We start from the raw sequence: 20632 nt of genomic DNA, 5'->3' as shown, positions 1-20632 counted from the left end.
CGCCGCCCCCGTCCACCGCAAATAATCCCCGCGCGTCCAGTCGAGCGACACGCCGACGCGCTTCGTACCCGGCCGGATCTTCGGCTTGTACACCGACAGCGTCAGCGACTCCAGCGCCGGCCATTCGCGGAACGACAGCACCGCGATATCGGCGACGAGCGTCTCCAGCAGCCGCGTATGCGGCTTGTGCGACAGGAACGCGGCAAGTCGCGCGCAATAACCGTCGTAATCGATCCACTCGCCCTGCTCGCTCGGCTCGCAGCGATAGCCGAGCCGCGCATCGATCACGATCGGCTGCGGCGCTTCATGCTCGTGCGCATGAATGCCGATCCGCGCGGGCACCTTCAGTTCGTCGACGAACACGCTCCAGCCATGCCCGCGCAGGCGCGGCGCGTCGATCGCCACGAACGGTTCGTCGAACGGCTTCATGATGCGAGCGGCGCGGCCGCGTCGAGCATGATGCGCACGAAATAATCGGCGAAGCTGCGGCGCAGGACGATCTCGAACGCATCGTCGCCGGTCGGGACCAGCACGATCGACGTCTTGAAGTAGTGCGACTGCGCGCACTGGCCCGGCTTGAACACGCGCGGGTGCAGATCGAGCGGGCAGCCGCGTGCGAGCACGTCGCGCACACGTTCGCCGCTGATCTCGACGACGGTATAACCGCTGCCGACGTCGACGGCCGCCGCATACGTACCCTGCACGGCCTCCGCGAGTCGCGCCTCCAGCACGCCTGCCTGCACGGGCCCGTGCGAACGCACGAGCCACTCGTCGGGGCCGAGCCACAGCACGTCGTACTCGGCGCCGCGGGCGACCGTGTTCGGCGCCGCGGGCGGCCGGCAGCCGACCACGCGCTCGAACGCGGCGACGAACGCCGGATCGCTCAACTCGCCGCGCACGTTCACGAGATCGAGGAACGGCCGCTCGCGCAGCGTGAATTTCTTCGATGCGCGCGCCTGGTGCGGCTTCAGCACGTCGGCCGCGCCGACGAACGGCGATTCAAGCGTCACGCCGCCCGCGCCCGCCACCTGCGTCTGGTTTCTGGTTTCATTCCACATGCTGGCGCACCCCTTCGGTATCGTAGAAAACCGGGCTCGAGATCTTCGCGGTGATGCGCTTGCCGTTGGCCAGCGGAATCACGACGCTCTCGCCCATCTTGTTCAGGCCGCCCTTCACCACCGCGAGCGCGATCGAGCGCTTCAGGATCGGGCTGTAGTAGCTCGACGTCACGTGGCCGATCATCGGCGTCGGATCGACCGCCGACACCTGCGTGTCCTTCGCGACGATCTGCGCGCCTTCCGGCAGCACGAACTGTTCGTCCTCGGTCAGCAGGCCGACGAACTGCTTGCGGCCCTCCTTCGCGGTGTCCGAGCGCGCGAGCGAACGCTTGCCGAGGAAGTCCTTCGACTTCGCGACCAGCCCGCCCATCCCGAGGTCGTACGGCGTGACCGAGCCGTCGGTGTCCTGGCCGACGATGATGTAGCCCTTCTCCGCGCGCAGCACGTGCATCGTTTCGGTGCCGTACGGCGTGATGTCGAACTCGGCACCGGCGGCCATCAGCGCTTCCCACACCGCGCGGCCCGCATTCGCCGGCACGTTCACTTCATAGGCGAGCTCGCCCGAGAAGCTGATCCGCATCACGCGCGCCTTCGCGCCGGCAACGGTGCCGTTCCGGTAGCTCATGAACGGGAACGCCTCGTTGCCGAAGTCGATGTCCTGGCACACCTTCTGCACGACCTTGCGGCTCTTCGGGCCGACCACCGCGAACGTCGCCCAGTGATCGGTGACCGACGACAGCCGCACCTTCATGTCGGGCCATTCGGTCTGCAGCCAGCGTTCGAGCCACGTGAGCACGCGCGCCGCGCCGCCCGTCGTGGTCGTCATCATGAAATGCTGGTCGGCGAGGCGCACGGTCACGCCGTCGTCGAACACCATCCCGTTTTCGTCGAGCATCAGCCCGTAGCGGCACTTGCCGACCTCGAGCTTGTTCCACGGGTTCGTGTACATCCAGTTCAGCAGCTTCACGGCATCCGGGCCCTGGATGTCGATCTTGCCGAGCGTCGATGCGTCGAGGATGCCGACGCTGTTGCGCACCGCCAGGCATTCGCGCTTCACGGCCGCATGGAGGTCCTCGCCTTTCTTCGGGAAGTACCACGGCCGCTTCCAGTTGCCGACGTCCTCGAACAGCGCGCCGTGCTCGACGTGCCACTCGTGCACGCAGGTCTTGCGGATCGGGTCGAGGAAATCGCCGAGCTCGCGGCCCGCGAACGTACCGAACGAAACGGGCGTGTAGTTCGGGCGGAACGTGGTCGTGCCCGTTTCCGGAATCGACTTGCCGAGCGCCCCCGCGAGGATCGCCATCCCGTTGATGTTGCCGAGCTTGCCCTGGTCGGTGCCGAAGCCCATCGCCGTATAGCGCTTCACGTGCTCGACCGACTCGAAGCCTTCGCGCGCGGCAAGCAGGATGTCGGCGGCCGACACGTCGTTCTGGAAATCGACGAACTGCTTCGGCCCGCGCGCCGCGGCCTCGCGGCTGCCGACGAGCCACAGCGGCTGCAGTGCGCCTTCGACGGTTTCCGCGACCTGCGGTGCTGCCGGGCGCTGCTCGGCCGTGAAGCCCGCGGCCTTCGCCGCTTCCACGCCCGCATCGACCGCGAGCCGCAGCGCGCGCGCCAGGCCGAATTCCCCGGCCGCCGCGCCGATGCTCGCTTCCGCCTGCACGGGCTTGCCCGGCAGGAAGCACGCCTTCTCGTCGCTCCAGCACGCCTTGCCGCCCGACTGCGCGAACAGGTGAAGCACGGGGCTGAAGCCGCCCGACATCGCGACGAGGTCGCACGGCAGCGTCTGCAGCTTGCCGCCCACCTGGCCGTTCGTGCTGGACGCGACGTCGACCGACGATACGCGCCACTTGCCCGATGCGGCCGTCACGACGGCGCCGCTCAACACCGTCACGCCCTGCCGCTTCGCTGCGGCCGGCAGCGCGCCGTTCGACGATGCGCGCGAATCGACGACCGTCACCTTCGCGCCGCATGCCTTCAGGTCGAGCGCGGTCTGGTACGCACGATCGTTGTTCGTGAACACGACCGCGTTGCGGCCCGGCAGCACGCCGAAGCGATGCACGTAGGTGGACACCGCGCCGGCGAGCATCACGCCGGGCAGGTCGTTGTTGCCGAACACGATCGGACGCTCGTGCGCGCCGGTCGCGAGGATCACGCGCTTCGCGCGAACTTTCCACAGCAGCTCGCGCGTGCCCTTGCGCATCGACACGGGCAGGTGATCGGTCAGGCGCTGCGTGACCGTCACGAGGTTGTGGTCCTGGTAGCCGAACGCGGTGCTGCGCGACAGGATCGTCACGTCGGGCAGCCTGCGCAGCTCGGCCTCGATCTTCTCGACCCACTGCAGCGCCGGCTTCGCGTCGATTTCCGCGCGGCACGACAGCAGGCTGCCGCCGAGCTCGCGCTGGTCGTCGACGAGGATCACACGCGCGCCGGCCGTGGCCGCCGCATGCGCGGCCGCGAGCCCCGACGGGCCGCCGCCCACGACGAGCACGTCGCAGTGCGCATAACACTTGTCGTAGCGATCGGCGTCGAGCGCTTCCGGCGCCTTGCCGAGACCGGCGGCTTCGCGGATCTTCTCTTCGTACTTCGGCCACATCTTGCGCGGCCACATGAAGGTCTTGTAGTAGAAGCCGGCCGGCAGGAAGCGCGACAGCTTCTGGTTGATCGCGTACTTGTCGTTCTCGAGCGTCGGCTCGGCGTTCACGCTCGACGCGACGAGCCCCTGGTACAGCTCGATCTCGGTCGCGCGCGCATTCGGCACCGTGTACGGGCCCGATTCGAGCTGCACGACCGCATTCGGTTCCGCGACGTCAGCCGTCACGATCCCGCGCGGGCGGTGGTACTTGAAGCTGCGCGCGACGAAGTGCACGCCGTTCGCGAGCAGCGCGGACGCGAGCGTGTCGCCCTGGAAGCCCTGATACGTGCGGCCGTTGAACGTGAACGTCAACGGAATCGCGCGATTGATGCGGCCACCGGTGCCGAGGCGGTCTTTCTGGCTCATTTGCTCGTGCCCTCTTCGTGTGCGTTGCCGGCAGCGTCGCCACCGAACTTTTCGTAGCCCTTGATATCGTAGGTCACCGTGTCGCGCGTGGCCTTGAACCAGCGGCGGCAGCCCTGCGCGTGCAGCCATTGCTCCTTGTGCAGCCCGCGCTTGTTCTCGCGCATGAACACGTATTCGCCCCATTCGCGGTCGGTCATGTTCTCGTTGTTGACGGGGCGCACGATGTCGGCTTCACCGCCGCACGAGAACTCGGATTCGGCGCGCGGCCCGCACCACGGACATTCGATCAGCAACATGTTTTCTTCTCCTCGTTCAGTGCGCGACGGCGGCTGCGCCGTGCTCGTCGATCAGGTGGCCCGTGTAGAAGCGGTCGAGCGCGAACGGCGCGTTCAGCGGATGCGGTTCGTCGCGCGCGATCGTGTGCGCGAACACCCAGCCCGAGCCGGGCGTCGCCTTGAAGCCGCCGGTGCCCCAGCCGCAGTTGAAGTAGAGGCCCTTCACGTCGGTCTTGGTGATGATCGGGCACGCGTCCGGCGACACGTCGACGATGCCGCCCCACTGGCGGTTCATCCGCACGCGCGAGAACACCGGGAACATCTCGACGATCGCCTGCAGCGTGCTTTCGATGATGTGGAAGCTGCCGCGCTGGCCGAAGCCCGTGTACTGGTCGATACCCGCGCCGATCACGAGGTCGCCCTTGTCGGACTGGCTGATGTACGCGTGCACCGCGTTCGACATGATCACCGAGTTCACCACCGGCTTGATCGGCTCGGACACCAGCGCCTGCAGCGGGTGGCTTTCGATCGGCAGGCGCACGCCGGCCATGTCGGCGAGCGTCGTCGTGTTGCCGGCCGCGACCACCGCCACCTTCTTCGCCTTGATGAAGCCCTTCACCGTATCGACGCCGACCACCGCGCCGCCTTCGCGGCGAATGCCCGTCACCTGGCAGTTCTGGATGATGTCGACACCCGCGCGGTCCGCGCCGCGTGCGAAGCCCCAGGCCACCGCGTCGTGACGCGCGACACCGGCGCGGCGCTGGATCGACGCGCCGAGCACCGGATAGCGGCTGTTCAGGTTGATGGTCGGCTCGATTTCCTTGATCTGCGCGGGCGTCAGGAACTCGGCGTCGACACCGTTCAGGCGGTTCGCGTTCACGCGGCGCTCGGTGTCGCGCACGTCCTGCAGCGTGTGGGCCAGGTTCATCACGCCGCGCTGGCTGAACATCACGTTGTAGTTCAGGTCCTGCGACAGCCCTTCCCACAGCTTCATCGCCTTCTCGTACAGCGCGGCCGATTCGTCCCACAGATAGTTCGAGCGCACGATCGTCGTGTTGCGCGCGGTGTTGCCGCCGCCGATCCAGCCCTTCTCGAGGATCGCGACGTTCGTGATGCCGTGTTCCTTCGCGAGGTAGTAGGCGGTCGCGAGGCCGTGGCCGCCGCCGCCGACGATCACGACGTCGTATTCCTTCTTCGGTTCCGGGCTCTTCCACTGCTTTTCCCAGTTCTCGTGATACGAGAGACCGTTGCGGAACAGGCTGAATATCGAGTAGCGGCTCATGTTGTGGTCCTTCGTTAGCATTCGATGACGTTCACGGCCAGACCGCCGCGCGACGTTTCCTTGTATTTCGTCTTCATGTCGGCGCCCGTCTCGCGCATCGTCTTGATGACCGAGTCGAGCGACACGTAGTGCTGGCCGTTGCCCTTGAGCGCCATGCGCGACGCGTTCAGCGCCTTGATCGCGCCCATCGCGTTGCGCTCGATGCACGGGATCTGCACGAGCCCGCCGACCGGGTCGCAGGTCATCCCGAGGTTGTGCTCCATGCCGATCTCGGCCGCGTTCTCGACCTGGTCGGGCGTACCGCCCATCACCGCGGCCAGCGCGGCGGCCGCCATCGAGCACGCGACGCCCACTTCGCCCTGGCAGCCGACTTCCGCGCCGGAGATCGACGCGGTTTCCTTGTAGATGATCCCGATCGCCGCGGCCGTCATCAGGAATTCGACGATGCCGGCTTCGTTCGAGCCCGGCACGAACTTCACGTAGTAGTGCAGCACCGCGGGAATCACGCCGGCCGCGCCGTTGGTCGGCGCGGTGACGACACGGCCGCCCGCCGCGTTCTCCTCGTTGACGGCCATCGCATACAGGTTGACCCAGTCGAGCATCGACAGCGGGTCGCGCAGCGACTCTTCCGAACGCGCGCGCAGGCGGGCATTCAGCTCGGCCGCGCGGCGCTTCACGCGCATCGGGCCCGGCAGGTCGCCCTCGACCTTGCAGCCGCGCTCGACGCAGGCGGCCATCGTGCGCCAGATCGCGAGCAGCCCGGCGCGCACTTCGTCGGCGGGACGCAGCGCGCATTCGTTGCGCATCATCAGCTCGGCGATCGACAGCCCGTGCTCGCGGCACTGGCGCATCAGGTCGTCGCCGGTGCGGAACGGGTACGGCACCTCGACCGCCGCGCGCACGCCGTTCACGCGATCGCCGTCGCGGTTCACGACGAAGCCGCCGCCGACCGAGTAATACTCTTTCTCGACGAGCAGCTGGCCGTGCTCGTCGAACGCCTGGAAGCGCATCCCGTTCGGGTGCACGATGCTCGTGCCGCTCATCAGCTTGCGATAGAAGCCGATGTGTTCCTTTTCGTCGAAGCGCACCGTCTGCTTGCCGAGCAGCGACAGCGATTTCTCCGCGCGGATCGCGGCCAGCCGCGGCTCGATCAGGTCGGGATCGATCGTGTCGGGCAGGTGGCCCTCGAGGCCGAGCAGCACGGCCTTGTCGGTGCCGTGGCCCTTGCCGGTCGCGCCGAGCGAGCCGTATAGTTCGACGCGCACGCGGCGCACGAAACCGAGCAGGTTCGCGTCCTCCACGTGCGACGCGAAGCGGCACGCGGCGATCATCGGGCCGACCGTGTGCGAACTGGACGGGCCGATGCCGATCTTGAACAGGTCGAACGCGCTGACGTTCATCTGGCTTCCTCTGGATGGGGACATACATCAAGTGACGTTGGGCACCAGTACATCAAAGCGTAAAATCGGCCGATAGAACAAAAACGGCATCGGCGTGGGATACCGCCGCCAAGCGCCGCGCCAGTGGGCCGGAAAGTGCGTTTTGGCGATGGTTCGCGACGGAAAACCACAAGTCGGGACGGAGCCGATCGGCGACGCTGGCTGCATCCGCGTCGCCCGGCCGTGCCCGACTGCCGTACCCGCGTTACCCGTACCGACAGACTGAGTGAGACCGCCTGCCCGGCGTGAAGAGATTGGCCGCGATGACACCCGACGTACCCGCTTCCCCCCTCGCAGAACCCGCACCGCGACGCATCCGCTTCGGCATCGTGCTGCTGCCGAACTTCACGCTGACGGCCTTCTCGGGCTTCGTCGACATGCTCCGGCTGTCGGCGGACGACGGCGACTACAGCAAGCCCGTGCGCTGCGCGTGGAGCGTGATCGGCGAGACCCTCGCGCCGGTGCGCGCGAGCTGCGGGATCCAGATCACGCCATGGGAAACGTTCGACGCGGCCGAGCCGTTCGACTACGTGGTGGTGGTCGGCGGGCTGCTGCATTCGGGGCCGCAGGCGGGCCCCGAGACGCTCGACTTCATCCGCCGCGCGGCGGCCGGCGGCGCAACGGTCGTCGGGATCTGCACCGGCGTGTTCACGCTGATGCGCGCAGGCGTGCTCGACGGCTATCGCACCTGCGTGAGCTGGTTCCATTACTGGGATTTCATCGAGCGCTTTCCGGCCGCCGATCCCGACCTGCTGATCGCCGACCGGCTGTTCGTGATCGACCGGCGCCGCATCACCTGTTCGGGCGGCCGCGCGTCGATCGACGTCGCCGCCGCGATCCTGCTGCGCCATTTCGATCACGCGACCGTGCAGAAGGCGCTGCGCATCCTGCTGGTCGGCGAGATGCAGAAAGGGAACGCCCCGCAGCCGCATCCGCCGGGCCTCGAGCCGGCGACGCACCCGAAGGTCAAGCGCGCGATTCTCCTGATGGAACAGCATGTCGGGCGGGCGCTGTCGCTCGACGAGCTCGCGAACAAGCTCGACCTGTCGACGCGGCAGCTCGAGCGGCTGTTCAAGGCGGAAACGGGCAAGAGCCCGCAGGCGTTCGCGAAACAGGTGCGGTTGCGCACGGCCGCGTGGCTGCTGACCAGTTCCGACCGCACGGTGGCCGATATCGCGTCGAGCTGCGGGTTCGCCGATGCGTCGCACCTCGGGCGCGAGTTCCGCAAGCAGTTCGGCGTGCCGCCGGCGACTTATCGGGAGCGTGGCGGGGAAGTGGCGGAAGCCGGCGCGACGGCCGATGCGACGGACGACTCCGTCGAGGACATCGCCGACTGACGGCCGACGCACCCGCACGGCTCTTTCCCGCCCGGCTGACCCACCGCAAAGCGATAGTCGCTCGCACCGATTTCCCTTCAAATGGAACCGGTTTCAATTGATTTGACCGACGTTGCCCTCCGTTGATCGAGGGTTATCCCGGATGCTTCGTCGCGCTCAAATTTGTATGATGACCACATAACCTTACAAACCAGAGCACCATGTTCGAGAAAATTCCCGCCCGCGCGATGAGCGACCATGTCGCGCAGCAACTGCTCAAGCAGATCGAAGTCGGCAGCTTCTCGGCCACCGGCAAGCTGCCGACGGAGGCCGTGCTCGCGCAGGAATTCGGCGTGAGCCGTACCGTGATCCGCGAGGCGATCTCGCGGCTGAAGAACGAAGGCGTGGTCGAGCCGCGCCAGGGCAGCGGCGTGTACGTGAACCAGCACGGTGCGATCCGGCCGCTGCGGATCGACTATGCGGAAGCGGTCGAGGCCACCTCGCTGCCGCACCTGCTCGCGGTGCGCCGTGCGATCGAGGCCGAGGTCGCGGCCGAAGCGGCCCTGCACCACACCGACGAAGACATGGCCGACATCGACGATGCGCTGCGCAAGATCGACGAGGCCGTGGCCGAAGGGCGCGACGGCGTCGCGGAAGACGTCGCGTTCCACCGCACGATCGCGGCCGTCACCGGCAACCCGTATTTCCTGAAGACGCTGCAGTTCCTGAACCAGTACCTCGAAGCCGGCGTGAAGGTCACGCGGCGCAACGAAGCGACGCGCGAGGACTTCTCGCGCCAGGTGCGCGACGAACACGCGGCGATCGCCGACGCGATCCGCGCGCGCGACCCGATGGCCGCGCGCAACGCGGCACGCACGCACATGTACAACGCCGCCCGCCGTCTCGCGGAAGCCGGCATCTGCTGAAGCCGGCGGCCGCGGCCGTTACCGGCGGCGCCGCTGTCACGAACCTCTCCCGAATCGATCAAGGTTGACCATGTCACGAAATGTTGGAGTCATCGGCCTCGGCGCGATGGGCCTCGGCGTCGCCCGCTCGCTGCTGCGCGCCGGCCTGCGCGTGCACGCATGCGACGTGCGCGACACCGTGCTGCAGGCATTCGCGGCCGAAGGCGGCATCGCGTGCGCGACGCCGGCCGAACTCGGCGCGTTGTGCGACGTCGTCGTCACGCTCGTCGTGAATGCCGCTCAAACCGAAACGGTGCTGTTCGGCGAGCACGGCGCGGTCGCGGCGATGAAGCCGGGCGGCGTCGTGATCGCCAGCGCGACCGTCGCGCCGGAATTCGCGGTGGCGCTCGGCGCACGCATCGAGGCCGCCGGCCTGCAGATGCTCGATGCGCCCGTGTCCGGCGGCGCCGCGCGCGCGGCCTCCGGCGAGATGACGATGATGACGTCGGGCCCGGCCGCCGCATACGCGGGCTGCGAGGACGTGCTCGCCGCGATCGCCGGCAAGGTCTATCGCCTCGGCGATGCGCACGGCATCGGCTCGAAGGTGAAGATCATCAACCAGTTGCTGGCCGGCGTGCATATCGCCGCGGCCGCCGAGGCGATGGCGCTGGGCCTGCGCGAAGGCGTCGATGCCGACGCGCTGTACGACGTGATCACGCACAGCGCCGGCAATTCGTGGATGTTCGAGAACCGCGTGCCGCACATCCTGAACGGCGACTACACGCCGCTGTCGGCCGTCGACATCTTCGTGAAGGATCTCGGCCTCGTGCTCGATACCGCGCGCCGCAGCAAGTTCCCGCTGCCGCTGTCGGCCACCGCGCACCAGATGTTCATGAGCGCGTCGAGCGCCGGCCACGGCGGCGAGGACGATTCCGCCGTGATCAAGACCTTCCCCGGCATCACGCTGCCGCCCGCCCGCTGATTCGAACGACGTACCCGCCATGACCGCTCCCGTTTCCCGTCCCCTGCTCGGCTGCATCGCCGACGATTTCACCGGCGCGACCGATCTCGCGAACATGCTCGTCAAAAGCGGCATGCGCACCGTGCAGACGATCGGCGTGCCCGCCGACGGCGCCGCAGTCGACACGCTGATCGATGCGGACGCGATCGTCGTCGCGCTGAAGTCGCGCACGATCCCCGCGGCCGACGCCGTCGCGCAATCGCTCGCCGCCTACGCATGGCTGCGCGAGCAAGGCTGCCGGCAATTCTTCTTCAAGTACTGCTCGACGTTCGATTCGACCGACGCGGGCAACATCGGGCCCGTCGCCGATGCGCTGCTCGATGCGGCCGGCGGCGGCTTCACGATCGCATGCCCGGCGTTCCCCGAGAACGGCCGCACGATCTATCGCGGCCACCTGTTCGTCGGCGACGTGCTGCTGAACGAATCGGGCATGGAAAACCATCCGCTCACGCCGATGAAGGACGCGAACCTCGTGCGCGTGCTGCAGCGGCAAACGAAGTCGCCCGTCGGCCTGATCCGCTACGACACGATCGCGCTGGGCGCGGCCGCCGTGCGCACGCGGATCGACCAGTTGCGTGCGGAAGGCGCACGATTCGCGATCGCCGACGCGCTGTCGGACCGCGACCTCTACGTGCTCGGCGAAGCCTGCGCGGGCCTGCCGCTCGTCACCGGCGGCTCGGGCATCGCGCTCGGCCTGCCCGCGAATTTCCGCCGCGCGGAGCAGCTGCCCGAGCGCGACAACGCGGCGTCGCTGCCGCGTATCGACGGCCTGTCGGCGGTGCTCGCCGGCAGTGCATCGAAGGCCACCAACGCGCAGGTCGCCGCATGGCGCGCCACGCGGCCGAGCTTCCGTATCGATCCGCTCGCAGCATCGCGCGGCGAACCCGTCGTCGACCAGGCACTCGCGTTCGCGCGCACGCACCTGCCGCAGCCCGTGCTGATCTATGCGACCGCGACGCCTGACGAAGTGAAGGCCGTACAACAAGCACTCGGCGTCGACGCGGCCGGCCATCTCGTCGAAGCCACGCTCGCGGCGATCGCGCGCGGGCTGCGCGATCTCGGCGTGCGCAAGTTCGTCGTCGCCGGCGGCGAGACGTCCGGCGCCGTCGTGCAGGCGCTCGACGTGAAGTCGCTGCAGATCGGCGCGCAGATCGATCCGGGCGTACCGGCGACGGCCACCATCGACGCAGCGCCGCTCGGCCTCGCGCTGAAGTCCGGCAACTTCGGCACCACGGACTTTTTCGACAAGGCGCTGCGCGCGCTGGACGGAGCCGCACGATGAGCGACGAAGCGAAACTGCGCGAGGAGATCTGCGTCGTCGGCGCCAGCCTGTACGCGCGCGGCCACGCGGTCGGGAGCGCCGGCAACATCAGCGCGCGGCTGCCCGACGGCTGGCTGATCACGCCGACCGACGCGTGCCTCGGCCGGCTCGACCCGAACGACATCGCGAAGGTCGGCCTCGACGGCCAGCCCGTATCGGGCGGCAAGCCGTCGAAGACGCTCGCGCTGCATCGCGGTATCTACGCGCGCAATGCCGAAGCGAACGGCGTCGTCCACACCCATTCGACGCACCTCGTCGCGCTGACGCTCGCGGGCGTATGGCGCGACACCGACGTGCTGCCGCCGATCACGCCGTACTACGTGATGAAGGTCGGCCACATTCCGCTGATCCGCTACCGCCGCCCCGGCGATCCGGGCGTCGCGGCGGAAGTCGCGGCGCTCGCCGACCAGGTGCGCGGCGTGCTGCTCGACCGCCTCGGCCCGGTGATGTGGGGGCCATCGGTGTCGCACGCGTCGTATGCACTTGAAGAACTCGAGGAAACAGCTCGGCTGTGGTTGATGACGAACCCGAAACCCGAACCGCTCGACGAGGCCGCGCTCGACGAATTGCGCGCCAGCTTCGGTGCGCGCTGGTAGCGACGTACCCCGCAACGATTTCCATGCCCGCCGTGTGCGCGGGCCCTTCCGTCAGCACACGCAACGATCCGGCGGCGTACGCGCCGCCGGCACACAACATCCTGGAGACGACGATGACTGCTCTCGACGCGGCCGCTGGCCGCTCGCCCGCCGCGCCCGCCCATGCCGCGGAACTCGACCGCACCTACAAGAAAGTGTTCTGGCGCATCGTGCCGTTCCTGATGCTCTGCTACGTGGTCGCGTATCTCGACCGCGTGAACGTCGGCTTCGCGAAGCTGCAGATGTCGCAGGATCTCGCGTTCAGCGAAACCGTGTTCGGTCTCGGCGCCGGCATCTTCTTCCTTGGCTATTTTCTGTTCGAACTGCCAAGCAACATGCTGATGCACCGCATCGGCGCACGCATCTGGATCGCGCGGATCATGATCACGTGGGGCCTGCTGTCCGGGCTGTTCGCATTCGTGCAGACGCCGACGCAGTTCTACGTGCTGCGCTTCCTGCTCGGCCTCGCGGAGGCCGGCTTCTATCCCGGCGTGATCCTGTATCTCACGTACTGGTTCCCGTCGCATCGCCGCGCGAAGATCATCGCGGTGTTCATGTCCGCGATTCCCGTGTCGGGCATCTTCGGCAACCCGCTGTCGGGCTGGATCATGGAGCGCTTCCACGGCGGCTCGGGTTTCCACGGCTGGCAATGGATGTTCATGATCGAAGCCGTGCCGGCCGTGCTCGTCGGCATCGCGACGATCCTGTATCTCGACAACAGCATCCGCGGCGCGAAGTGGCTCGACGAACGCGAGAAACAGCTGCTGGAGGACGAGATCGCCGCGCAGCCGCAGGAACAGCAGCAGCACGGCCACTCGCTGAAGGCCGTGTTCGCCGACCCGCGCATGTGGTGGATGTCGCTGATCTACTTCGCGTTCGTCACGGGCCAGTACGGCCTCACGTTCTGGATGCCGACGCTCGTGAAGTCGACCGGCATCACCGATACGCTGCAGATCGGCCTGCTGTCCGCGATCCCGTTCGTCGTCGCGATCGTCGTGATGAACCTGTTCGGCCACAGCGCGGACAAGCGCCGCGAACGCCGCTGGCACCTGATCGTACCCGCGCTGATGGGCGCGGTCGGGTTTGCGGTCGCCGCGTCGTACTCGCACAATACGGCGGTGTCGATCGTGTTCCTGTCGCTCGCGGCGGGCGGCGTGCTGACCTGCGCACCGCTGTTCTGGTCGCTGCCGACCGCGTTCCTCGCGGGCTCCGCGGCCGCCGCCGGGATCGCGATCATCAACTCGGTCGGCAACCTCGCCGGGTTCGCGAGCCCGTACGTGATCGGCTACCTGAAGGACGTCACGCACAGCACGGCGTCCGGCATGTATGTGCTGGCCGCGATGCTCGTGATCGGCGCGATCGCCGTGTGGCTCACGCCCGCGAAACTCGTGAACCGCTGAACCGCCGAGTTGCCGTTCGACGCGGGGCGACGTAAGCCCCGCCCCATTCATTCACAGGACCCGCTGCCATGCCACGCTTCGCCGCCAACCTCTCGATGATGTACACCGAGCACGCGTTCCTCGAACGCTTCGCCGCTGCCGCCTACGACGGTTTCAAGGCCGTCGAGTACCTGTTCCCGTACGACTTCGCCGCCGAGGACATCCGCGCGCGCCTCGACGCGCACCACCTCGAACAGGCGCTGTTCAACGCGCCGCCCGGCGACTGGGCCGCGGGCGAACGCGGCACCGCATCGCTGCCGGGCCGCGAGGACGAGTTCCGGCGCGGCATCGAGCAGGCGCTCGACTATGCACGCGTGCTCGGCAACCGGAAGCTGCACGTGATGGCCGGGATGGTGCCGCCGGGCGCCGACCGTGCGCGCCATCGCGACACCTACCTGTCGAACCTGCGCCATGCCGCGCAGGCCGCTGCCGCGCACGGCATCACGATCCTGATCGAGCCGATCAACCAGCGCGACATGCCCGGCTATTTCCTGAGCCGCCAGGACGACGCGCAGGCGATCCGCGCGGAAGTCGGCGCGCCGAACCTGAAGGTGCAGTTCGACTGCTACCACTGCCAGATCGTCGAAGGCGATCTCGCGACGAAGCTCCGGCGCGATTTCGCGGGCATCGGCCATATCCAGATCGCGGGCGTACCCGACCGCCACGAGCCGGATCTCGGCGAACTCAACTACCCGTATCTGTTCGAGCTGATCGACACGCTCGGCTACGACGGCTGGATCGGTTGCGAGTACCGCCCGAAGGCCGGCACGTCGGAAGGGCTCGGCTGGCTCAGGGCCTGTTCCCGCTAATTCACGCATTCCTCGGAAGGTAACGAACATGAAAGTACTGATCACCGGCGGCGCCGGCTTTCTCGGCCAGCGTCTGGCGCGCAAGCTGCTCGAGCGCGGCGAACTGAGCGGCCCCGACGGCCGCAGCGAGAAGATCGACGAGCTGGTGCTGCTCGACGTCGTCGAAGGCAGCGATTTCGGCGATGCGCGCGTGACGTCGATCGTCGGCGACATCGCCGATCGCGCGGTGCTCGAACGCGCGATCGACATGCAAACCGGCGCGATCTTCCACCTCGCGGCAATCGTCAGCGGGCAGGCCGAGGCCGATTTCGATCTCGGCATGCGGATCAACCTCGACGCGTCGCGCGCGCTGCTCGAAGTGTGCCGCGCCCGTGGCCACCGGCCGCGCGTCGTGTTCACGAGCTCGGTCGCGGTGTATGGCGGCACGCTTCCCGACGTCGTGCAGGACGACACCGCGCTGAACCCGCAATCGTCCTACGGCGCGGAGAAAGCGATCGCCGAGCTGCTGCTGTGCGACTACGCGCGGCGCGGTTTCGTCGACGGCCGCGTGCTGCGGCTGCCGACGATCAGCGTGCGGCCGGGCCGCCCGAACGCGGCCGCATCGTCGTTCGCGAGCGGCATCATCCGCGAGCCGCTGAACGGCGAGGAAAGCGTGTGCCCGGTGCCGGGTTCGACGCGGCTGTGGCTGCTGTCGCCGCGCGGCGCAATCGAAGCGCTCGTCGCGGGCTGCGAAATCGACAGCGCGAAGCTCGGCAACAAACGCGTGATCAATTTGCCCGGCCTGTCGGTATCGGTCGACGAAATGATCGCGGCGCTGCGCGAAGTCGCGGGCGACGAAGTCGTGAAGCTGATCCGCCATGTGCCCGACGAGCGCGTCGAGAAGATCGTCGGCAGCTGGCCGGGCCGCTGGGATACGTCGCACGCGGAAGCCCTCGGATTGAAGGGCGACACGTCGTTCGCGGACGTGATCCGCAGCCATCTCGCCGACGAACGGCGCTGATTCCCGCGCCGCCGCCCGCGCGGGCACGGGCTGCGCGGCCGCATCAATGCGGCCGCGCGGATTCCCCGATGGGCAACGACGCGCGTTTCGTTCCGCCCGGCCGGTTCGCCGAACCGGCCGCCCACTGCCACGCGAGCAGGCCCGGCAGATAGAACAGCAGGTCGCGCACGCGGCGGGCGCCGGCCAGTGCGAGACACGTCGGCGGATCGAACCCGAGGAGCCCGCCGATCAGCACGAAGCCGCCTTCCTGCACGCCGAGGCCGCCCGGCATCAGGAACGCGATACTGCTCACGAGCTGGATCAGCGCCTCGATCGCGAGCGCCTGCGCGAAGGTCGGCTCCGCGCCGAGAAAGACCAGCGCGAGCCAGATTTCCAGCGCGTAACCCACGAACTGCAGGGTTTGCCAGATCGCGAGGTAGCGCACGACGATGCCGGTCTTTCTCCAGATCATCCGGATCGACTGATCGGTACGCGCCGATTCGCCGACGAGCGCCACCACCTTCCCGCTCGTGACGCGGTTCAGCACGCGCATCGCGCGCTCGAACGGCCGCGCATGCTGCACCAGCGCGAACAGCAGCAGCACCGGCACCAGCGCGGCCATGCCGATCGCGAGGTTCCCGGCCACCCGGGCGGCATCGGACGAGACGTGCCCGAGCACGTAGCCGATCGCGACCAGCGCGAACACCAGCTGGCTGATCAGCGTCAGCTGCATGTCGGCAACGAGGCTGGCCACGGCCGTCGCCGGCCGCACGCCCGCCTGTCGCAGCATGCCGAACGACACGATCTCGCCGCCGATCCGCGCGACCGGCAGCAGCCCGTTGATCGACTCGCGAATCCACACGAGTTTCAGCATCGTCGCGAACGACGGCCGGCGCGGGCCGCGGATCAGCATCCGCCAGTCCCACGCATTCGCGAGCATCGGCAGGAGGTGGGCCAGCGCCGCGAGCAGCAATCCGGCGCCGGCAATCTGCAGGCGATGCAGAATGTCCAGCGGATGCTCGCGCCAGATCAGCCACACGGCGAGCGCCAGCCCGCCCAGCGCCGCGGCCTGCCCCGCGCGCCGAAGCCGCGCGTCGCTGCGCGCGACGTTCCGGGCGGCGTCGCCGCCGGCGTTCGTCTGCGTCGTCATGATTCGCTCGCCGCCGACAACAGCCCTTCCCGGTTCACGCGAAAGCGCGTGCCGCGCCACACGACATGCGACGAGAAGAAGCTCGACACGAACACGAAGAACTGCAGGAGATCGACGAACGGCAGCCAGATTGCGCCGCGCAGCCCCGCGCCGGTCGCACGGCTCGTTCTCAGCATCAGCAGCACCCGCGCGGCGAGCGCCGCGACCGCCAGCGCGCACGCGGCGGCCGTGCCGCCCGAGAACAGCAGCGCCAGCAGCGCGAGCGGCACCGGGTGCATCAGCACCGAGCCCGCATGACCGAGCCGGTCCGCCGCGCGAATCGTGCAGCTCCAGCGCAACTCGTGGGCGTACAGCCTCGAGAACGTCTCCTCGACGCACGCATGCCCGACGACGAACGGCGGAATGACGACCTGCGCGCCCGCCTGCCGCACCGCTTCGCCCAGCGCGTGATCCTCGGCCAGGTGATGCGCGAATCGCGCGAGGCCGCCGATACGTTCGAGCGTCGCGCGCGTGATCGCAATCGTCTGGCCAAAGCACGGCCGCGCACGCCCGATGAAGAGCCCGGTGATCACGCCCGGCAGGAAATGGTAGTTCGTCATCGCGACGGCGATCCCGGGCCAGAAACCCGGCGATGCGACACCGCGGTACACGCTCGTCACGATGCCGACATCCGGCTGCTGCAGCGCGCCGACGACCGCGCGCAGATAATCGCGCTCGACCAGCACGTCGCTGTCGGCGAGGCACAGCACCGAATACTCCGCGTGTTCGAGCATGTTCACGAGATTGCCGATCTTGCGGTTCGGCCCGTACAGCCGCGCATCGGCGACGACCTTGATGTTCGCGTCAGGGTAGCGTGCACGCAGCGTCTCGACGGCCGCGAGTGCCGCGTCGCCTGCATCGTGCACGCCGAACAGGTGCTGGACCGGGCCCGGGTAATCCTGCACGAAGAAGCTTTCGAGATGCTGTACGAGCTGCCACTCGTCGCCGTGCAGCGGCTTCGCGACAGTGACGCCCGGATACTCGCGCGGCTGCGCCGCCGGCCTCGAAAAGAACCGCCCGACCAGCACGCTGGCCACGACCGTATACGCAATACCCAGCAATACGCCCAGCCCGCAGACGATCGACATCGCGCCGGCCAGCGCGTGCAGCACATGCAGCAACACCATGCGATTCCCCAGTGGTGGCCCGGCGGGACCGTGGTGCATCGGGGCGGGCACGCGCGAAGGCGGGCTCACCCGTGTGCGTAGCGGAACCGATTTCCGTTGAGCCGGATATGAAGGATGACCAGCCGACGGTACGCGCAATCGGATGACACTGCTACCGTGTGACGATCGATTCCGGTCACGTGTACGAATCCGCAATCCAGCGCCGCCCTGAACGCCGCGCGGGCAAGCTTGCGGACCGAAAGGATCGCGGTGACGATCGCGACGACGGTCCACATGCGAAACGTCATCGTCGTGAAAAATGCCTCGGGTACGCGCAGCGCCAGCCATGAAACCAGCACGAAGCACTGAACGAACATGCCGGCCAGCGCGGCGATCAGCAGGTAGGCGCGCCATCGCTCGATCGTTGAGGGGGCCATGAAGAATGAATCTCCCGTACGGGCGACTCGCGTCGACCGGACATCGATCGGCAAGGTCGCGGATTGACGGGCAAGCCGGACAGGCGTGACCCGGTTCGGGATCAGGGGCAGCGGAAAATCCCCCCTGGAAGCGGTGTGGCCGATGGTAGCGGGATTGCCGCCGCCGAACCTTAAGCGTTCTTCAGAATCGGAAGAAGTTTGATCCAGCACAATTACAATCCGTTGCACGGCAGGCGCGGCGCGCTCGTACAATCGCAGGCATCCCGCCCCCGAATCGACCATGCGACTCCTCCTTGTTGAAGACGACGACCTGATCGGCAGCGGTCTCGAGATCAGCCTGACCCAGGCCGGCTATCACGTGGACTGGTTGCGCGACGGTCACGCAGCGGCAGCCGCGCTCGCGACCACGCGCTTCGCGCTCGTCGTGCTCGATCTCGGCCTGCCCGGGAAATCGGGCACCGAGCTGCTGCGCGCGTTGCGCGATGCGGGCGATACCGTCCCCGTGCTGGTCCTGACCGCGCGCGGCACCGTGGCCGACCGCGTCCGCGGCCTCGACGACGGTGCCGACGACTATCTCGCGAAACCGTTCGAACTGACCGAAGTGCTCGCCCGCTGCCGCGCGCTCGTGCGCCGCTCGCAAGGCCGCGCCGGCGACGAGATCGTGTGGCGCGACATCACGATCGACCTGACCGCCCACACGGTGACACGCGATGCGTCGCGCATCGCGCTCACGTCGCGCGAGTGGGCCATCCTGGTCCAGCTCGTCAGCCACCCGGGCGCGCCGCAGTCGCGCTCGCGCCTCGAGGACACCCTGTACGGCTGGCAGGAAGGTATCGAAAGCAATGCGATCGAGGTGCATGTGTCGAACCTGCGCAAGAAGCTCGGCGCGGAACTGATCCGCACCGTTCGAGGCGTCGGCTACGTCGTCGATCTCGCATGACGTCCCGCTCGATACGGCGCCGCGTTTCGTCGATGGCGCTCGGCTGCGTGACGGTCGTGTGGCTCGTCGCCGTGTTCGGCAGCTTCCGGTATGCGACGCGCGAGATCGGCGAATGGGAAGACGCCCGCCTCGTCGAATATGCGTCGCTGCTGGTCAATCTCTCGCCTGCCGACCTCGACCGCCTCGCCCGTGTGCCGCCGGACGCGCGTGTCGAACTGGATCGCCGCGGCTCGAAACCCGGCTCCGAAACCGACGGCGATCGCCTTCCGCGCGACGTGCTGTTCGAGGTGCGCGACGCACGGGGCCAGGTCGTCGCGTCGAGCCTCCCGGCCGGCGCCGCCGGCCTGCCCGACGCGCACGACCCGCGCGGTGTTCCTGAAACGATCGTCATCCGCGGCGCGTCATGGCGTACGCACACGCTGCGCGACGACGCGTCGGGACGCCGGATCCGCGTGATGGAAATCGCGAACACGCGCAGCGACCTGGCGACCGGCACCGCGCGCGGCATCGTCCTGCCGTTGATCGTCGCGCTCCCGGTGCTGGCGCTGCTCCTCTGGTACCTGATCGGACGCGGTCTCGCGCCGCTGAAGACGCTGTCGACGCTGATCGGCGCGCGCGACGCGCGATCGCTCGAACCGCTCGGCATCGCCGCCGTGCCGGACGAAGTGCGCCCGCTGGTCGACGCGATCGACCGCCTGCTGGCCCGGCTGCGGCAATCGATCGTGCGCGAGCGCGCGTTCACGTCCGACGCCGCGCACGAGCTCAAGACACCGCTTGCCGCGATCAAGGTCCAGGCCCAGGTAGCCATCGCGACCGACGATCCGGCACTCCAGCGGCTCGCGATGCAGCGGGTCGTTCAAGGCGTCGACCGCAGTGCGCGTCTCGCCGAGCAGTTGCTGCTGCTCGCGCGGCTCGACGAATACGAACGCATTCCGACACGCGCGGTCGCCGTTCGCGAACTCGTCGAAGCCGCCCTCGACCGCCATCTCGCGAAGGCGTCGGACAAGGCCATCGACCTCGTGGCCGGCCCCGTCTCCGAGCGCGCGATCGACGCCGATCCGATCCTGATCGGCATCCTGCTCGACAATCTCGTCGACAACGCCGTGAAGTACGGCCGCCCGGGCGGCCGCATCGAGCTCGGCGTGCGCGACGACGGCGCACTGCAATGCATCGTCGTTCGCGACGACGGGCCCGGTGTCGCCCCCGGCGAGCACGAGCGGCTCGGCGACCGCTTCTATCGCGGCAGCGGCGCGCAGTCGCCCGGCAGCGGGCTCGGGTTGTCGATCGTCACGCGCATCGCGCAATACCTGGGCGGCACCGTGCAGTTCGGGCCCGGCATCGGCGGCCAGGGCCTCGGTGTCGCGGTTGCACTGCCGTCGGCCGGCGCGGGCGAAGCGACGCCGGCAGGCTCACCCGACGACCGATCGCCGCGTGAGATGCCGCATGCTTAACGTTTCGTTAAGCATGCGGTCGTAGAATC

At 68.2% G+C, this 20632-nt stretch carries 19 protein-coding genes; 10 read left to right on the top strand and 9 right to left on the bottom strand.

Annotation, left to right across the window (positions count from 1 at the left end; genetic code table 11):
- The 6 genes from FOZ70_RS36535 to FOZ70_RS36510 form a co-directional block, all read right to left on the bottom strand.
- The coding region (locus FOZ70_RS36535) for a dihydroneopterin aldolase (RefSeq protein WP_219707833.1) at positions 1–429 on the bottom strand (429 nt) is incomplete at its 3' end.
- Positions 426–1058, bottom strand: coding sequence for a sarcosine oxidase subunit gamma (locus FOZ70_RS36530; protein WP_048025495.1), 633 nt, complete (start codon positions 1056–1058; stop codon positions 426–428). The genes FOZ70_RS36535 and FOZ70_RS36530, both read right to left, overlap by 4 nt.
- Positions 1048–4059, bottom strand: coding sequence for a sarcosine oxidase subunit alpha family protein (locus FOZ70_RS36525; RefSeq protein ID WP_059487052.1), 3012 nt, complete (start codon positions 4057–4059; stop codon positions 1048–1050). Before FOZ70_RS36525 ends, FOZ70_RS36530 begins: the two co-directional genes overlap by 11 nt.
- Positions 4056–4355, bottom strand: coding sequence for a sarcosine oxidase subunit delta (locus FOZ70_RS36520; RefSeq protein WP_027790629.1), 300 nt, complete (start codon positions 4353–4355; stop codon positions 4056–4058). The genes FOZ70_RS36525 and FOZ70_RS36520 overlap by 4 nt, the downstream gene beginning before the upstream one ends.
- Before the next feature lie 16 nt (positions 4356–4371).
- On the bottom strand, positions 4372–5616 hold the full coding sequence (locus tag FOZ70_RS36515; protein ID WP_006480591.1) for a sarcosine oxidase subunit beta family protein: 1245 nt from the start codon (positions 5614–5616) through the stop codon (positions 4372–4374).
- Between the two features lie 14 nt (positions 5617–5630).
- On the bottom strand, positions 5631–7016 hold the full coding sequence (locus tag FOZ70_RS36510; protein WP_027790628.1) for an L-serine ammonia-lyase: 1386 nt from the start codon (positions 7014–7016) through the stop codon (positions 5631–5633).
- A gap of 302 nt (positions 7017–7318) precedes the next feature.
- On the opposite strand from FOZ70_RS36510, the gene FOZ70_RS36505 reads away from it, so the two are divergent.
- From FOZ70_RS36505 to denD, 8 genes are all read left to right on the top strand, one after another.
- Positions 7319–8392, top strand: coding sequence for a GlxA family transcriptional regulator (locus FOZ70_RS36505; RefSeq protein WP_027790627.1), 1074 nt, complete (start codon positions 7319–7321; stop codon positions 8390–8392).
- Between the two features lie 200 nt (positions 8393–8592).
- Positions 8593–9297, top strand: a complete 705-nt coding sequence (locus FOZ70_RS36500) for a FadR/GntR family transcriptional regulator (protein WP_048025492.1) — start codon at positions 8593–8595, stop codon at positions 9295–9297.
- Positions 9298–9361: 64 nt separating this feature from the next.
- The gene (gene ltnD / locus FOZ70_RS36495; RefSeq protein WP_330741982.1) at positions 9362–10258 is read left to right on the top strand and encodes an L-threonate dehydrogenase; all 897 of its coding nucleotides are present in this window, start codon (positions 9362–9364) and stop codon (positions 10256–10258) included.
- 19 nt (positions 10259–10277) lie between these two features.
- The gene (otnK, locus tag FOZ70_RS36490) at positions 10278–11579 is read left to right on the top strand and encodes a 3-oxo-tetronate kinase (RefSeq protein ID WP_059585788.1); all 1302 of its coding nucleotides are present in this window, start codon (positions 10278–10280) and stop codon (positions 11577–11579) included.
- Positions 11576–12214 carry an aldolase gene (locus tag FOZ70_RS36485; protein ID WP_021156336.1) on the top strand — a complete coding sequence of 213 codons (639 nt, stop codon included), beginning with the start codon at positions 11576–11578 and terminating at the stop codon, positions 12212–12214. The genes otnK and FOZ70_RS36485 overlap by 4 nt, the downstream gene beginning before the upstream one ends.
- Positions 12215–12327: 113 nt before the next feature.
- On the top strand, positions 12328–13653 hold the full coding sequence (locus FOZ70_RS36480) for an MFS transporter (protein WP_059818322.1): 1326 nt from the start codon (positions 12328–12330) through the stop codon (positions 13651–13653).
- Positions 13654–13721: 68 nt separating this feature from the next.
- Complete coding sequence (otnI, locus tag FOZ70_RS36475; RefSeq protein WP_219707832.1) at positions 13722–14501, top strand: 2-oxo-tetronate isomerase; 780 nt, start codon at positions 13722–13724, stop codon at positions 14499–14501.
- A gap of 28 nt (positions 14502–14529) precedes the next feature.
- Complete coding sequence (gene denD / locus FOZ70_RS36470) at positions 14530–15501, top strand: D-erythronate dehydrogenase (protein WP_219707831.1); 972 nt, start codon at positions 14530–14532, stop codon at positions 15499–15501.
- A gap of 43 nt (positions 15502–15544) precedes the next feature.
- On the opposite strand, the gene FOZ70_RS36465 is transcribed toward denD, so the two are convergent.
- The 3 genes from FOZ70_RS36465 to FOZ70_RS36455 form a co-directional block, all read right to left on the bottom strand.
- Positions 15545–16630: a lysylphosphatidylglycerol synthase domain-containing protein gene (locus FOZ70_RS36465; protein ID WP_059650273.1), complete on the bottom strand. Its 1086-nt coding sequence runs from the start codon at positions 16628–16630 to the stop codon at positions 15545–15547.
- Positions 16627–17796, bottom strand: coding sequence for a bacteriohopanetetrol glucosamine biosynthesis glycosyltransferase HpnI (gene hpnI / locus FOZ70_RS36460; RefSeq protein ID WP_175926583.1), 1170 nt, complete (start codon positions 17794–17796; stop codon positions 16627–16629). The genes FOZ70_RS36465 and hpnI overlap by 4 nt, the downstream gene beginning before the upstream one ends.
- 65 nt (positions 17797–17861) lie before the next feature.
- The gene (locus FOZ70_RS36455) at positions 17862–18494 is read right to left on the bottom strand and encodes a hypothetical protein (protein ID WP_175926584.1); all 633 of its coding nucleotides are present in this window, start codon (positions 18492–18494) and stop codon (positions 17862–17864) included.
- Here FOZ70_RS36455 and FOZ70_RS36450 point away from each other — a divergent pair.
- Both FOZ70_RS36450 and FOZ70_RS36445 read left to right on the top strand, forming a co-directional pair.
- Positions 18493–19152 (top strand): response regulator, encoded by a 660-nt coding sequence (locus FOZ70_RS36450; protein ID WP_021156343.1) that lies wholly within the window; start codon positions 18493–18495, stop codon positions 19150–19152. The genes FOZ70_RS36455 and FOZ70_RS36450 overlap by 2 nt on opposite strands.
- Positions 19149–20603: an ATP-binding protein gene (locus FOZ70_RS36445; RefSeq protein WP_059622423.1), complete on the top strand. Its 1455-nt coding sequence runs from the start codon at positions 19149–19151 to the stop codon at positions 20601–20603. Before FOZ70_RS36450 ends, FOZ70_RS36445 begins: the two co-directional genes overlap by 4 nt.
- The last annotated feature ends 29 nt before the right edge of the window (positions 20604–20632 follow it).

This window comes from Burkholderia sp. COPS (assembly GCF_019425585.1).
In the GTDB taxonomy this organism is placed as follows: domain Bacteria; phylum Pseudomonadota; class Gammaproteobacteria; order Burkholderiales; family Burkholderiaceae; genus Burkholderia; species Burkholderia cepacia.
Note: the sequence above shows the minus strand (reverse complement) of the source record. Positions and strands in the feature narration are given on the sequence as shown.

What these genes read in the sequence shown, in the direction of transcription:
- FOZ70_RS36465 (WP_059650273.1), bottom strand. Translation starts at nt 16,630, where the DNA reads ATGACGACGCAGACGAACGCCGGCGGCGACGCCGCCCGGAACGTCGCG.
- FOZ70_RS36485 (WP_021156336.1), top strand. Translation starts at nt 11,576, where the DNA reads ATGAGCGACGAAGCGAAACTGCGCGAGGAGATCTGCGTCGTCGGCGCC.
- FOZ70_RS36445 (WP_059622423.1), top strand. Translation starts at nt 19,149, where the DNA reads ATGACGTCCCGCTCGATACGGCGCCGCGTTTCGTCGATGGCGCTCGGC.
- FOZ70_RS36455 (WP_175926584.1), bottom strand. Translation starts at nt 18,494, where the DNA reads ATGGTCGATTCGGGGGCGGGATGCCTGCGATTGTACGAGCGCGCCGCG.
- FOZ70_RS36500 (WP_048025492.1), top strand. Translation starts at nt 8,593, where the DNA reads ATGTTCGAGAAAATTCCCGCCCGCGCGATGAGCGACCATGTCGCGCAG.
- FOZ70_RS36510 (WP_027790628.1), bottom strand. Translation starts at nt 7,016, where the DNA reads ATGAACGTCAGCGCGTTCGACCTGTTCAAGATCGGCATCGGCCCGTCC.
- otnK (WP_059585788.1), top strand. Translation starts at nt 10,278, where the DNA reads ATGACCGCTCCCGTTTCCCGTCCCCTGCTCGGCTGCATCGCCGACGAT.
- denD (WP_219707831.1), top strand. Translation starts at nt 14,530, where the DNA reads ATGAAAGTACTGATCACCGGCGGCGCCGGCTTTCTCGGCCAGCGTCTG.
- FOZ70_RS36515 (WP_006480591.1), bottom strand. Translation starts at nt 5,616, where the DNA reads ATGAGCCGCTACTCGATATTCAGCCTGTTCCGCAACGGTCTCTCGTAT.
- FOZ70_RS36525 (WP_059487052.1), bottom strand. Translation starts at nt 4,059, where the DNA reads ATGAGCCAGAAAGACCGCCTCGGCACCGGTGGCCGCATCAATCGCGCG.
- FOZ70_RS36520 (WP_027790629.1), bottom strand. Translation starts at nt 4,355, where the DNA reads ATGTTGCTGATCGAATGTCCGTGGTGCGGGCCGCGCGCCGAATCCGAG.
- FOZ70_RS36480 (WP_059818322.1), top strand. Translation starts at nt 12,328, where the DNA reads ATGACTGCTCTCGACGCGGCCGCTGGCCGCTCGCCCGCCGCGCCCGCC.
- otnI (WP_219707832.1), top strand. Translation starts at nt 13,722, where the DNA reads ATGCCACGCTTCGCCGCCAACCTCTCGATGATGTACACCGAGCACGCG.
- FOZ70_RS36450 (WP_021156343.1), top strand. Translation starts at nt 18,493, where the DNA reads ATGCGACTCCTCCTTGTTGAAGACGACGACCTGATCGGCAGCGGTCTC.
- FOZ70_RS36505 (WP_027790627.1), top strand. Translation starts at nt 7,319, where the DNA reads ATGACACCCGACGTACCCGCTTCCCCCCTCGCAGAACCCGCACCGCGA.
- hpnI (WP_175926583.1), bottom strand. Translation starts at nt 17,796, where the DNA reads ATGGTGTTGCTGCATGTGCTGCACGCGCTGGCCGGCGCGATGTCGATC.
- FOZ70_RS36530 (WP_048025495.1), bottom strand. Translation starts at nt 1,058, where the DNA reads ATGTGGAATGAAACCAGAAACCAGACGCAGGTGGCGGGCGCGGGCGGC.